This window comes from Neobacillus rhizosphaerae (assembly GCF_937468385.1).
Classification (GTDB): domain Bacteria; phylum Bacillota; class Bacilli; order Bacillales; family Cytobacillaceae; genus Neobacillus; species Neobacillus rhizosphaerae.
The window spans coordinates 1-13,781 of sequence record NZ_CALBWS010000040.1; the positions used below are offsets into that span (position 1 = coordinate 1).

16 protein-coding genes are annotated in these 13,781 nt (G+C 41.2%); 14 read left to right on the plus strand and 2 right to left on the minus strand.

Annotated elements, in window-relative coordinates; translation table 11 throughout:
* The 6 genes from M5A78_RS21830 to M5A78_RS21855 form a co-directional block, all read left to right on the plus strand.
* Window positions 1–466: transposase (locus M5A78_RS21830; RefSeq protein WP_248737394.1), on the plus strand; the 466-nt coding region annotated here is incomplete at its 5' end.
* Between the two features lie 3 nt (window positions 467–469).
* Window positions 470–910, plus strand: a complete 441-nt coding sequence (locus tag M5A78_RS21835; RefSeq protein WP_248737395.1) for a transposase — start codon at window positions 470–472, stop codon at window positions 908–910.
* Window positions 911–1,191: 281 nt separating this feature from the next.
* Window positions 1,192–1,491, plus strand: coding sequence for an Asp-tRNA(Asn)/Glu-tRNA(Gln) amidotransferase subunit GatC (gatC, locus tag M5A78_RS21840; protein WP_248737396.1), 300 nt, complete (start codon window positions 1,192–1,194; stop codon window positions 1,489–1,491).
* A gap of 4 nt (window positions 1,492–1,495) precedes the next feature.
* The gene (gene gatA / locus M5A78_RS21845; protein WP_248737397.1) at window positions 1,496–2,953 is read left to right on the plus strand and encodes an Asp-tRNA(Asn)/Glu-tRNA(Gln) amidotransferase subunit GatA; all 1,458 of its coding nucleotides are present in this window, start codon (window positions 1,496–1,498) and stop codon (window positions 2,951–2,953) included.
* 12 nt (window positions 2,954–2,965) lie between these two features.
* A complete protein-coding gene (gene gatB, locus M5A78_RS21850) occupies window positions 2,966–4,393 on the plus strand; it encodes an Asp-tRNA(Asn)/Glu-tRNA(Gln) amidotransferase subunit GatB (RefSeq protein ID WP_248737398.1) in 1,428 nt (475 codons plus the stop codon).
* Window positions 4,394–4,939: 546 nt separating this feature from the next.
* Window positions 4,940–5,488: a GNAT family N-acetyltransferase gene (locus tag M5A78_RS21855; protein WP_248737431.1), complete on the plus strand. Its 549-nt coding sequence runs from the start codon at window positions 4,940–4,942 to the stop codon at window positions 5,486–5,488.
* Window positions 5,489–5,512: 24 nt separating this feature from the next.
* Here the strand turns inward: M5A78_RS21855 and M5A78_RS21860 are convergent, their stop codons facing one another.
* A complete protein-coding gene (locus M5A78_RS21860) occupies window positions 5,513–5,944 on the minus strand; it encodes a VOC family protein (protein ID WP_248737399.1) in 432 nt (143 codons plus the stop codon).
* 311 nt (window positions 5,945–6,255) lie between these two features.
* Here M5A78_RS21860 and M5A78_RS21865 point away from each other — a divergent pair, with 311 nt between their 5' ends.
* Both M5A78_RS21865 and M5A78_RS21870 read left to right on the plus strand, forming a co-directional pair.
* A complete protein-coding gene (locus M5A78_RS21865) occupies window positions 6,256–6,792 on the plus strand; it encodes a DUF1697 domain-containing protein (protein ID WP_248737400.1) in 537 nt (178 codons plus the stop codon).
* Window positions 6,793–6,871: 79 nt separating this feature from the next.
* Window positions 6,872–7,426 (plus strand): thioredoxin family protein, encoded by a 555-nt coding sequence (locus M5A78_RS21870; RefSeq protein WP_248737401.1) that lies wholly within the window; start codon window positions 6,872–6,874, stop codon window positions 7,424–7,426.
* Between the two features lie 257 nt (window positions 7,427–7,683).
* On the opposite strand, the gene plsY is transcribed toward M5A78_RS21870, so the two are convergent.
* Window positions 7,684–8,304, minus strand: a complete 621-nt coding sequence (gene plsY / locus M5A78_RS21875; protein WP_248737402.1) for a glycerol-3-phosphate 1-O-acyltransferase PlsY — start codon at window positions 8,302–8,304, stop codon at window positions 7,684–7,686.
* A 111-nt stretch (window positions 8,305–8,415) separates the two neighbouring features.
* Here plsY and M5A78_RS21880 point away from each other — a divergent pair, with 111 nt between their 5' ends.
* From M5A78_RS21880 to M5A78_RS21905, 6 genes are all read left to right on the plus strand, one after another.
* Window positions 8,416–9,198, plus strand: coding sequence for a class I SAM-dependent methyltransferase (locus M5A78_RS21880; protein WP_248737403.1), 783 nt, complete (start codon window positions 8,416–8,418; stop codon window positions 9,196–9,198).
* 197 nt (window positions 9,199–9,395) lie between these two features.
* On the plus strand, window positions 9,396–9,914 hold the full coding sequence (locus M5A78_RS21885; protein ID WP_248737404.1) for a sigma-70 family RNA polymerase sigma factor: 519 nt from the start codon (window positions 9,396–9,398) through the stop codon (window positions 9,912–9,914).
* On the plus strand, window positions 9,911–10,447 hold the full coding sequence (locus M5A78_RS21890) for an anti-sigma factor family protein (protein ID WP_248737405.1): 537 nt from the start codon (window positions 9,911–9,913) through the stop codon (window positions 10,445–10,447). The genes M5A78_RS21885 and M5A78_RS21890 overlap by 4 nt, the downstream gene beginning before the upstream one ends.
* Window positions 10,444–11,523, plus strand: a complete 1,080-nt coding sequence (locus M5A78_RS21895) for a hypothetical protein (RefSeq protein ID WP_248737406.1) — start codon at window positions 10,444–10,446, stop codon at window positions 11,521–11,523. The genes M5A78_RS21890 and M5A78_RS21895 overlap by 4 nt, the downstream gene beginning before the upstream one ends.
* A gap of 84 nt (window positions 11,524–11,607) precedes the next feature.
* On the plus strand, window positions 11,608–12,531 hold the full coding sequence (locus M5A78_RS21900) for a hypothetical protein (RefSeq protein WP_248737407.1): 924 nt from the start codon (window positions 11,608–11,610) through the stop codon (window positions 12,529–12,531).
* 164 nt (window positions 12,532–12,695) lie between these two features.
* Complete coding sequence (locus M5A78_RS21905) at window positions 12,696–13,637, plus strand: diacylglycerol kinase (protein WP_248737432.1); 942 nt, start codon at window positions 12,696–12,698, stop codon at window positions 13,635–13,637.
* The last annotated feature ends 144 nt before the right edge of the window (window positions 13,638–13,781 follow it).

The following is a 13,781-nucleotide window of genomic DNA, read 5'->3' on the forward strand; positions in this document are numbered from 1 at the left end:
ATATAAAAAAGCAGCTATTAAATGCAAGGATAAAAAGCTGCTGTTTAGCAATGGAAAACAACAATCCCCCTTAGTGATCCCTCAACCAAAGCACATTGATTTCCATACAATAAAAAGTGCCGAAATCGTTTGGCACAAAGATCAATACTGGATGCATATAGCAGTGGAAGTACCAAAACAAAAGCAAGTACAAGGTAATAAGGAAGCTGGCTGTGATTTAGGGCTCATACATGCGGCTGTTTTAAGTAACGGAAAAAATCACTTCATTGTCACAGGAAGAGAACTTCGCTCGTTACAGCGCTACAGAAACAAAAAGTTAAAAGAGCTTCAGAAGCTCATTGGCCGGAAAAAGCCAGGTTCGAACAAAAGGCAAAAACTCATTTTGCGTAAACGCCGTTTTTTAGAAAAACTGGAACGGAGAATCGAGTACCTATTGCATACGATTTCGAAAATGGTCACCGATTAGTGTGTGGAAAACCACATTAAAGCACTCTATATCGGAACACCGGATGGCGTTCAAAAGAATACGAAGAAGAAAAAGAAAACAAGAAAAGAAATTCGGCAGCAATTGTCCAATTGGAGTTTTGGGCAATTGATTGAAAAAATAACATACAAATTGAAACTTCGAGGCGTCAAAGTCCAACTTGTGGAAGAGTCCTATACTTCCGGTACGTGCCCTTCATGCGGAGAATTCAGTAAACAATGGAATCGAAACTTCCACTGTCCGTGTGTTGCGAAAGGACATCGGGATCTAGTGGGTGCCGTGAATATTTTGGACAAGTCTATCAATAAACAATTCAAGAAAAATCGAGAACTACCTAAAATAGAAGATACAAAGTATCGCCGAGTCCTTTTAACCCCCATTGTCTCGCACAATGGGGCTAAAAGGGCAGTGGCGCAGTGCCTATGATTGGGCTGCGGTATGTGTTTTTCACTCATGTCGTAATGAACTGGAGAAGCAGTAAGACCTGGAAGCCCCGACTAACAGGCGGCTTTGATGAAGGTTTAAAAAAGAATCCTCTGGATTTATCCATGGGGAGAAGTCAATAACAGAAAAATAGATTTATTTTTCAAAAAAAACGATCAAGAGACCGCTCTCTTGTTAATACTGTTAAAGCAATCATTGCGGTAACGCGGAAAAGTTTGGTATCATCAATATTAAAATAACATTGGGATTGGAGGTCAACATAGATGTCACGAATTTCAAATGTGCAGGTGAAACATGTTGCAAACTTGGCTCGCCTGGCAATCACTGAAGAAGAAGCGGAAATGTTCACAAAACAGCTTGACGCTATTATTACCTTTGCAGAACAGTTAAATGAACTGGATACAGAAAATGTGGAGCCGACAAACCATGTCCTTGATATGAAAAATGTATTGCGTGAAGATATTCCACAACAAGGGTTACCGCGTGAAGAGGTACTGAAAAATGCACCAGATCATCAGGATGGGCAGATTAAAGTCCCATCGATCATGGGGAAGGAGGATTGAAAAGGTGAGTCTATTTGATTATAAAGTTTCAGATATTCATGAGCTTTTACATAAAAAAGAACTAACAGTTACTGACCTTGTTGATGAATCGTTTAAGAGAATTGGTCAGGTTGAGGATAAAGTCCAAGCCTTTTTAACCTTTGATGAAGAACGAGCACGACAATCAGCGAAATCACTTGATGAGAAGCTCAACACTGACGCCGCAAAAGGCTTGCTTTTTGGTATGCCGATTGGCGTTAAGGACAATATCGTTACAAAAGGCTTACGAACAACCTGTGCAAGTAAGATTCTCGAAAACTTTGATCCAATTTATGACGCAACCGTTGTTCAAAAGCTACAACAAGCGGAAACTGTGACGATAGGCAAGCTAAACATGGACGAGTTTGCCATGGGTTCCTCTAACGAAAATTCGGCTTATAAAAAGACCAAGAATCCCTGGAATCTTGACAGGGTACCAGGTGGATCCTCAGGGGGTTCAGCAGCATCAGTTGCTGCAGGAGAAGTATTATTCTCGCTTGGTTCTGATACAGGCGGTTCCATTCGCCAGCCTGCTGCTTTTTGTGGTGTCGTCGGATTAAAGCCAACCTATGGACGTGTTTCCCGCTTCGGTCTTGTCGCCTTTGCTTCCTCACTTGATCAGATTGGGCCAATTACTAGAACGGTTGAGGACAACGCCTACTTACTTCAAGCTATATCTGGGCTTGACCCAATGGACTCAACATCAGCAAATGTAGACATTCCAAACTTTGCTAGCGCCTTAACAGGTGATGTGAAGGATCTTAAAATAGCCGTACCAAAAGAGTATCTAAGTGAGGGTGTCAACGAAACGGTTCGTCAATCTGTGCTAGCAGCGTTAAAGGTTCTTGAGGATCTTGGAGCTGTTTGGGAAGAGGTATCACTGCCGCATTCGAAGTATGCTCTTGCCGCCTATTATTTACTATCTTCATCAGAAGCATCAGCAAACCTCGCCCGTTTTGATGGGGTCCGTTATGGTTATCGCACCCCAGATGCTGAAAGTTTAATCGATTTATATAAAAAGACACGAGCAGAAGGCTTTGGCGATGAAGTGAAACGCCGGATTATGCTCGGAACGTTTGCGCTAAGTTCAGGCTACTATGATGCATATTATAAAAAGGCACAGCAGGTTCGGACATTGATTAAGAAGGACTTTGAAGATGTGTTTGCCAAATATGATGTGATTGTCGGGCCAACAACGCCTACATCGGCTTTTAAAATTGGCGAAAATATCGAGGATCCGTTAACCATGTACGCGAATGATATTTTAACGATTCCTTTGAATCTAGCAGGCTTACCGGGAATCTCTGTTCCATGCGGCTTTGACGCTGGTCTGCCATTGGGCTTACAAATCATCGGCAAGTATTTTGATGAAGCAACTATTTATCGCGTTGCCCATGCTTTTGAGCAGGCAACAGACTTTCATAAACAGAAGCCAGAATTGTAGGGGGTGAAAACGATGGAATTTGAAACAGTGATCGGACTTGAAGTCCATGTTGAGTTAAAAACAGAGTCAAAAATCTTCTCAGCTAGCCCAAACCATTTTGGCGCTGAACCAAATACGAATACAAGTGTGATCGACCTTGGCTATCCGGGTGTATTACCTGTTCTTAATAAAAAAGCCGTTGAGTTCGGGATGAAAGCGGCGATGGCGTTAAATTGTGAAGTTGCGACGCACACGAAATTTGACCGTAAAAACTATTTTTACCCAGATAATCCGAAGGCCTATCAGATCTCGCAATTTGACAAGCCGATTGGCGAGCATGGCTGGATAGAGATTGAGGTTAATGGTTATACAAAACGAATTGGAATTACGAGAATTCATCTGGAAGAGGATGCTGGAAAACTGAACCATGGCAAAGGTTATTCTTTAGTAGATTATAACCGCCAAGGTACTCCACTAGTGGAAATCGTGTCTGAACCGGATATTCGTACACCTGATGAGGCCTATGCCTATCTTGAAAAATTAAAGTCCATTATTCAATACACAGGCGTTTCTGATTGTAAGATGGAAGAAGGCTCGCTTCGCTGTGATGCCAATATCTCAATTCGTCCTGTCGGACAAGAGGAATTCGGAACGAAGACGGAATTGAAAAACTTGAACTCGTTCAATTTTGTTCGCAAAGGCCTTGAGTACGAAGAAAAGCGTCAACGTGAAGTGGTATCTTCAGGTGGGGAAATTGATCAGGAAACACGCCGTTTTGATGAAGCAACGGGTGCTACACTACTTATGCGTGTCAAAGAAGGTTCGGATGATTATCGTTACTTCCCTGAGCCAGACTTACTTGATTTATTCATTGATGAGGACTGGAAAGAGCGGATTCGTACTGAAATCCCAGAGTTACCAGACCAGCGCCAAAAGCGTTATGTAGAAGAACTTGGATTACCCGTTTATGATGCAAAGGTGTTGACCATTACAAAGGAAATGGCTGATTTCTTTGAGTCGACCGTAACTGGTGGTGCAGATGCAAAGTTGGCTTCTAACTGGATCATGGGTGATGTTTCCGCTTATTTGAATGCTGAGCAAAAAGAACTTGATCAAGTGGCATTAACACCTGAGGGACTTGCAGGCATGATTAAGTTGATTGAAAACGGAACGATTTCCTCGAAGATCGCTAAGACGGTTTTTAAAGAGTTAATTGAAAATGGTGGCAACGCTGAACAAATCGTAAAGGATAAAGGTCTTGTGCAAATTTCTGATGAAGGAACGCTCCTCAAGATAATTGCTGAGGTTCTTGATGCCAATCCGCAATCAATTGAAGACTTTAAAAATGGTAAAAATAAAGCAGTTGGCTTCCTTGTTGGTCAATTGATGAAGGCGACAAAGGGTCAGGCCAATCCACAAATGGTCAATCAATTGTTGCAACAGGAATTGCAAAAGCGTTAACCGACAGCTGGCAGAATTTTCTCTGCCGGCTATTTTTGTCCAGAAAAAGTCGAATCAATCTTCGACAATCTTTTCACCATTTCCCGGGAAAAAGTCCTTTTGCTTCAAGAGTATATCCTACATCTAATCAAACGTTTGGTTAATCAGGAAACATAGGATAACTTGTCGAAGTGTGTATTTGTTCCGGAGAATAGACAATTCTCACCATATTTTTCATTCCTATGAAAAAAGATAGCTTCAGTTGTCGACATAATTTTTGGGGGATTTGAAGGGAAAGCCTTTATTTATAAACATTAATGCCATTTTAATCAAACGTTTGATTAGTTTTTTCGATACTAATTAATCGTTTGATTAAAGATGTAACAGGCTTTGATATCATGGGCTTTTCAGAATAAATCTATTAAAAAACTTGTTGAAAAATAGTTTTGTAGAAATCACGGAAGGGGTAGAATATTTATTGATCTTTACCTTTTTGATAATTTTCCTTATTTTATGAAAATATGTGATAACATACAGAATAAGACAATTGCGAAGAGGGTGAGTATGATGTTTATCCATAGGATTGATGATGAGGTTTCTTTAAAGTTAATAGAGTTAAAGGATGCTGAAAGAATATTTGAGCTAACAGATCAAAGTAGAGGACACTTACGAGAATGGCTCCCATGGCTGGATACGACAACCAAGGTTGACGATACAATAGGTTTTATTCAAATGTGTTTACAAGGTCATGCCGAGAATAAGAGTATGAATTGGGTTATTCTTTACAAAGGGGAAATTGTCGGAACGGCTGGCTTCAACGTTACCAACTGGTCGAACAAGACTGCGACTATTGGTTATTGGCTTGCTGCTGAATACCAAGGTAATGGAATAATGACGAAAACAGCCCGTGCTTTGACGGACTACGCTATTAGCGAGTTGAAATTAAACCGGGTAGAAATAAGAGCGGCCGCAGTGAATAGAAAAAGCAGAGGTATTCCCGAAAGATTGGGCTTTGTAAATGAAGGCTGCATTAGACAAGTCGAATGGTTATATGATCATTATGTTGACCATATCGTTTATGGAATGTTGGCTGAAGATTGGAACAGAAAACGCTAGGATCGATCATCCTAGCGTTGTTTTTTAAAAAGATATCATTGCCCCGCGCTCATCAAAAATAGACGCTGGATTCCACGCCACTTCCCAAAGGTTGTTTTCAGGGTCGGCAAAATAGGCAGTGCGTCCGCCCCAAAAGGCATCACTAGGCTCTCTCAATATTTTCCCACCAGCATCTCGAATTTCTTCAATAGTTGTGTCAACCTGTTCTGGTTGATCAACGTTAATGGCAAAGGTGACTGGGCGATAGGTATCAGGGGATGTTGTTAGTTCAATACCGGCATCCTTAGCTAACTCTTCAATCGGAAATAATGAAAGCAAAACACCTGCGGTTTTAAAGACAGCGTATTGATCAGAGCTCATTTCAGTCTCTTCCCAACCTAAAGATTGATAAAATTTCCGAAGAACCGGTAAATCGAATGCACCTAATGTAAGCAAAGTTACTTTTTGTGGAATCATGATATTCCTCCATTCAAGGTTATTGGTTCTATTTTCTTCAAATCATTAAGATATTCCTTCTTATTAATGGACCTTGTTAATTTATTTTTATTGCAATCAACGACAATCTTTTTTGCTATTTCGGTATAAAAACCTTTATTGAATATGGGAATGCTCTGTTCTAATCAAACGATTGATTAGTTTCGAAATAACTAGAAACTGGTCGATGGTAGACTGTTCATGTTAAAGAATTAAGATTAGTTTGTAGTTTATTTTGACCAATAAATGGTAAGATTTAGAGAGAGGATTCCGAAAAAAAGCGAGGTAGATGAATGACTATTTATATTACATTGTTACGGGGGATCAATGTTGGTGGGCATCATAAAATAAAAATGGCAGACTTGAAAAGCTTATTGGAAACAATGGGCTTACAAAAGGTAAAAACATATATTCAAAGTGGGAATGTTTTGTTTGAATCAGAAGAGGATGCTAAACATCTTAGCCAACGAATGGAAGATGAAATAAACAAGACGTTTGGTTTTCCGGTACCTGTTATCTTGAGAACAGCTGAGGAATTCGAACAGATAATAAAAAATTGCCCATACTCAACAGACTTGTTAAATGAAGGTGAAAGTGTCCAAATTGCCTTTTTGGCTGATGAACCGTCACCGGAAGGAATCAATTATCTGTTGAACTTTCCTAGTGATCAGGATGAATGCAGCATAATCGGGAAGGAAGTTTATTTCTTTTTTCGTCAAAGCATCCGCGATTCGAAGCTCGCGACTCAGCTTCCGAAGTTAGGCGTTCCGGCAACGGTTCGTAATTGGAAAACGGTGATTAAATTATCGACAATGTCAAAAGATATTTGAAGGGAACTAAATCGTTACAATTGTCAGATGGGGATGAAACGATTAACATAGAACAAAATGAAAGGGGTGCTTTTGAAAGATGGACTTAAATAGCTGGTTTGAAAAAGGAATGATGTGGGGGGAGTACGTCGACTCGATGACGCGAAATAAAGAAGAAATGATTTCCATTTATGAGCGTTTTGCGTTAACTTCCGAGGATAAAAGCCGACTGGAGTCATTAAGAGCACAAAAGCTACGTGCTATTGTACTAACAGAGGATTGGTGTGGGGATGCGTTGCTTAATAATCCGATTTTGATGAGGATTGCCGAAGCAGCGGCTATAGAACTGCGTTTTGTCCTCCGTGACCAAAATCTCGAGTTGATGGACCAATACTTAACCAATGGCACGTCACGAGCGATTCCTATTTATATTTTTATCGATCAAGAAGGTAATGAAGTGGGAGTTTGGGGACCAAGAGCACCTGAAGTGCAGGCTCTTGTGATGGAAAGGCGTGCGGAGTTGCCGGATAAGGATGCTGAGGATTTCCAGGAGAAGCAAATGGCGATTTATAAAGAGCTGGTTACTTCCTACCAAAACGATGCGGCCATTTGGAAAACTGTTTCCAATAGTATTATGAATACATTATTAAAATAAAGGAGCCGGTTTTTCCGTAACCACTTCTCTTGTAATATTTGGTTTTATCTATTTACTTTTTATTTTATATTTAGGTAATAAATCTAAAAAGTGGAATCAGACGTCACTCAGCTTACATTCATGATTATGAAAGTAAAAAAGATCCCCTGTAGAAATTTCTACTGGGGATCTTTCTTTTCATCAATTATAATATTTTGACTTTGAGAATTGTCTAGCTCGATAAGAACAAGCTTCGATACCCGGAGCATCCGCTTTTCTTAGAATCCACTGTTCTTCGGAGGGATTCGGTCGTTAATCAATGTTTTATCATTGATTTTTGGTTCAATGCCAAGAATAAGATTACGGATGTTGGAGCGATGGAGATAAATTAAGAGTAACGAGAATAATAAAAAGATAAGTTCTAATTCTAGTTTTGTGGAAATGAGAGCATAGATGAGCATAGTAAGGCCAACCGAGATGGACCCAAAAAACACATATTTCGTTAAAAAAATCACTAAAAAGAAGGTAGTATAAGAGACTACTAATAACGGGAAGTTGGCTATCAGTAGTGCACCTGCGGTTGTTGCAATCGCTTTTCCACCGCGAAATCCTGCAAAAATGGGAAAGCAATGACCCACTACAGCGACTAGTCCAAAGTAAATGGGGTCAACATCCAAGTTAAAGTAGATTGGCAGGTACGCTGCCACGGCACCTTTGGCGAGATCGATGAGTAGTACAAGGATGGCTGACTTTTTTCCAAGCACTCTCAGTGTGTTGGTAGCGCCAGGATTTTTGCTACCGTGGTCACGGATATCGACACCGAAGAACAGCTTGCCCACAATTAGCGCGGTGGGTATGCTTCCAATTAAGTAGGAAGCAAGAAGCAATAACCAGAACATGACAACACTCCTATGTGACAATAATTTTCCTAATCTACTAGCATTCTATCATATTGAAATGGTATTATTTTGTTAAATTATTACTATACGGAAACAAAGGGAGCCTCTTACATGAGACAAACTGATTTTGGCCAAGTTGCTAATAGCTATGCTCGTTCAAGAGAAGATATTCCCGTCACGTTAATGGATAGTCTGCTGCTAAGAAATATTTTTTTTGCAGGAAAAAAAGTTGCAGATATTGGTGCGGGAACGGGTGGGTTAACGAGGAAAATCGCGATGAGAAAAGCGGATCTTGTTGGAGTCGATCCATCACTAGCTTTACTAGAACAGGCAAAAGCTTTTAATCAAACAAAGAATTTTACGATTCCGTTTTTACATGGTACAGCTGAAGCTACTGGGCTAGGGGATTCCCAGTATGATGTTGTAACGGTCATGCGAGCGTGGCATTGGTTCGATCGTGAGAAAGCCATGCTGGAAGTAAAGAGGATTTTGAAACGAGGGGGAACATTGATCGTCATCGATTCTGGATTTCTCTCAGACATGGCTGCGGTCGAAAAAACTTTCGAGGTTCTAGCTAAATATGTGGCAGGCGGCTTAAAACCTGCTGGCTCGAAGGCAGAATCCAAGCAGCGTATTAATGGTTTTCCTGTTGAATGGTTTGCTGAGTGGCAGAAGAACGGCTTTGAACTACGTGATTTTTATAAGCTGAATTATACTGTTAGTTTTACGAAGGAAGAATGGATTCAACGAGTGGAGTCCATCTCGTGGCTAGCAGATTTAGAGGAAACGGTCCAGAACCAGGCGCTGGCAGAATTAGTGGATTTATTGCCAGATGAAGAACGATACGTGATTCCTCATGAATGTAATGTTTGTATTTTGAGAGTAGTAGAATAACCTTTTCGAACGTGCGATTTCTTCGCACGTTTTTTAGTGATTTTCCTTCCATATATTGAAGAATGGTATGATGAAAAAATACAAATAAATTTTTTAAAAATAGTGTAGGGTTTTTTAAAAAACGTTTCGTCTATTAATGTGACTGACTAGAGAGAAAGGGGGAGAGAACAATTAGCGACACAGCTTTAATAGAAAAAGTGCTGGATGGCAATGATCATGCCTTTCGCCTTTTGGTTGAGAAGTACCGCAATGACGTGTTCCGGACCGTCTTTGCCGTCCTTCGCAATCAAAAGGAAGCAGAAGATGCCGCCCAAGAAGTGTTTATAAAGATTTACACCTCTCTCCCCCAATATGGGAATCAGGGATTTAAAACGTGGATGACGCGAATTGCTGTTAATCATGCGATAGATGTAAAGCGGAAACAGGCTAGAAGAAGAGAGGAAGTCGTCGATATCCTCGAACAGCAGGCTCTAGGGACACCGAGGGACAGTGTTGAAAGGGAAATCATTGAGCTGGATCGACGTAGCCTTGTTAGGAAGAAGCTTAATGAAGTACCTGAGAATTACCGCGAAGTGATCTACGGCTTTTATATAGCGGAAAAAAGCTATCAACAAATGGCCGAGGAACAGAATGTTCAGGTGAAAACAATTGAAACGAAACTATACCGGGCTCGCCATTGGATGAAAAAGAATTGGAAGGAGGACGATTTTTCATGAAGCATTACCTGTACGATGATTGGCTCCAATACGTAAAAAATGAACTGAATGACCAGGACCGTGAGAAACTTGAAAGTCACTTGTATACGTGCGACCAATGTCTTGATCAATATTTACAAGCGATGGCAGAGAATGAATCATCGCTTCCGATTCTTACAAATGAGAGTGGATTTACGGATTTTGTGATGGCGGAGGTCGCTAAGCAAAAGGTTTCATTGGAACATGTGGAAACACAAATGAGCCCGAAATTGGAAGTTGTATCGAAAGAAACGGCTGGGGAACAGTCAAAGCCAATTGGAAAAGCAAACCAGAAAAAGCCTTTTTATCAGCAGGCGGTATTTCACTATCTGCTAGCGGCGGTTGCAACCATTCTATTGACCTTCTCAGGAGCCTTTAAATCAATTGCTATATATGCAAATTCATTAGAAAGTCCGCAAGTTCAGGAAAAGAAGCCTTCGATGACAGAAGGCGTTATCAATAAAACGTTCGCGTGGATGGATTCACTTGAAAAAAAGGAGGCAGATAAGAAATGAAAAGTCCAACCAAGGCTTTAACTTTATCCCTATTTCCAGGCCTGGGCCATATTTATTTCGGTACCATGTTTCGTGGGGTGATGTACTTACTATCGATTGTTGGCCTAGCTTTTGTTACCGTTATTTCATTATTTACTCAAAATGGGGAAGTGACTGTCCTAGCCTTTATGGCCGGTATCGTCATCTATTTGATTAGTTTCATTGATATGGGCGTTCAGATTTCAAAACAAAAGAAGGCACTTACAGCAGCACATCCGGACTACCTGAATTCCAAGGCAGATCAGGATTCAGAACGGTTTTATACGATTGTCCTATCATTTATTCCGGGCCTAGGTCATTTCCAACTTGGCTTAATGAATAGAGGCTTAACGTTATTGGCAACCTTTTTTGGTCTAGGTGCCATGGTCATTTTTATTACTGCCATATCCAGTCGCGGCGAATTTCTTGTCTTTTTGGCGGCCTTGCCGATTATCTGGGTATACGGCTTTTTTGACGCAGTACAACAAGTGAATAAAAAGCAACGCGGTGAGGAGTTAATTGACCGAACGATTTATGAGGATTTTGAATTACGGCGGGAAGACGGTAAGAAAAGTAAGGCAATTGCCACCTTCCTTTCGATTTTTCCAGGTGCAGGTCACCTTTATCTTGGTTTGCAACGACGTGGGATTCAGCTAATGGCAGCGTTCTTGTTTTCGGTGTATATATTAGATGTGTTACGGCTTGGTATCTTCTTGTTTTTAATCCCGATTATCTGGTTTTACAGCTTTTTTGACGGAATGCAAAAGGTTTCAAGATATGGGGAAGAAAAGGTTGAAGATGTACCGATTATCGCCTATTTCCTTAATCATCAAAAATGGGTCGGCATTGGTTTGATTTTGATGGGTCTCTACTATTTAGTGATGAACGTACTGCTTAAGGCCCTCTCACCGATAATAAATCGGTTAATTAATATCGACATTATGTATTGGATCCAAGGGTACCTCCAAACTGTTCTCGTCTGTGTGCTGTTAATCGGCGGCGGGATTAAGCTTTTAACTGGAAGCAAACAAAAGAAGGAGGCGGAGAATCATGAGTAAGTGGGGAAAAGCAATAGCAGGACTGGCCTTACTCGGAGCGGGAATTGGGTTCCTTTTTAGAAAAAGTAAGGGGGGAGAAGAAATATGAGAACTTGGCGTGTTGGAACGTTTTCGATGGGGGCGTCGCTCGTTTTCCTTGGCCTCCTCCTTTTTTTCTCAAAATTTCTTGGATTAAATCTTGTTCAAGTGATGACGTCGTGGTGGCCGGTATTATTAGTCGTCCTTGGTATTGAGATTCTGCTCTATTTATTTTTGTCTCGAAAGGAAAAGCCGGTATTAAAATATGACTTTCTCAGTATCTTTTTTGTTGGATTGCTCGGTACTGCCGGTATTGCGTTTGCATTTTTAAGCACAACAGGGCTTATGGGCAAGGTGGAAAATGTCATGGCGAGGGAGGAGCGGTCGTTTGAGCTGCCTGCATTTTCGCACAAAATGGATGATAGCATCAAGCGGGTGGTTGTCAGGACGGTAGGCTATGACATGACAATTGAGGCAACAGAGGAGAAAGAGGTTTCGATGTTCGGTACTTATCGGGTACAAACGGCGAAAAAAACGAAGCTACTCCAAAGCGCAGATGATATCATTGTGGCCAAACAAAAGGGCGACACGCTTTATTTAAATGTAAAGACGTTGCCGAATGAGATTGGGCCATTTGATTCACAAGGGATTGTTGCAGCAACGATTTTGGTTCCGAAAGATGTGAAACTTGAAGTAATTGGCAATGATAACTCCCTTATTCTAAAGCCGCGGATGCTCGCGAATGATTGGAATATTGAAAATATCTCCTCGGTTGTGGTTGATGTTGTTGCAAACAGCCATTTAAAGGTAGCTGCGGTGAATGCCCAGGAGGTAAGGGGGAAGGATGGCGAGTGGAAGTTGTCGGAGAAACCCAATTCTGAAAATCCCGATCATTCGCTGCCGAAAAATGCGATTTATCAATCTGGCGAAGGCAAATACCATATTAACATCGCCAATGCTTATTTGGTCAGTCTCCAGACGAATGAATAACAATCACATCTTATTTTTGCAAAAAAGTAAAAAAAGGTTATGATAGGTTATGGACTTTGGCTTGCAATAAGTTTGTAAGCAAGGATGATAATTGGTAGAATATAGAATTGATTGGATAGACTATACAAATACCGATTTTTACTTCAAAAATAGGATGATGAATGATGAAAAGAGCAAGACTGATTTACAATCCTACTTCAGGACGTGAAATGATTAAGCGTCATCTTCCGGAAATCCTTCAAAAATTAGAGGCAGCCGGTTATGAAGCTTCCTGCCACGCGACAACGGGTGCCGGTGACGCGACGAATGCTGCACGAATTGCTGTTAAGCGCAAGTATGATGTGGTCATTGCTGCAGGCGGCGACGGAACCATTCATGAAGTGGTGAACGGCCTCGCTAATCAAGAGTATCGACCAAAGTTGGGAATCATTCCAACTGGCACGACGAATGATTTTGCCCGTGCCCTACACATACCTAGGGATGTCAGCAGTGCAGTGGAGATTATCACTAAAGGGGAAATGATCCCTGTTGATATTGGCAGCATTAATGACAAATACTTTATTAATATTGCAGGCGGCGGTAGAATGACCGAGCTTACATACGAAGTGCCAAGCAAATTAAAAACAATGCTCGGCCAGCTTGCCTACTATCTAAAAGGGATGGAAATGCTACCTTCCATTAAAGCATCCCATCTTCGAATCGAGTATGATGGAAAGCTATTTGAAGGGGAAGCAATGATGTTTCTTGTTGGCTTGACCAATTCGATAGGCGGATTTGAAAGGCTGGCACCGGATGCCTCGATAAACGATGGATTGTTTTCACTTTTAATTTTGAAAAAGGTAAATCTGGCAGAGTTTATCCGAATTGCTTCGTTAGCAGTTCGTGGTGAACACGTGAATGATCCGAATTTGATTTACACGCAGGCAAACCGGATTAAGGTTTATTCAGATGAAAAGGTGCAGCTGAATTTAGATGGTGAATTCGGCGGCTTATTACCAGCAGAGTTTGAAAACCTGTATCGACATTTAGAAGTGTTTGTGCCGCTTGCGGACATTCGTCCCAATGACCGGCCGACGGACTGGGAGTCGGGACAAAGATATAGCTAAGAAAAGCCCGTTCCAGTAGGAGCGGGCTATTTTCTAATAAGAAAAGCGCAAGCGCCCGTTTAGCGGCGTATGGACTGGAGCGCTTCGACTGAGATAAATGTAAACTCGCCGACTGGCAAGCCGTTAGGCGAAGACAGAGGCGTA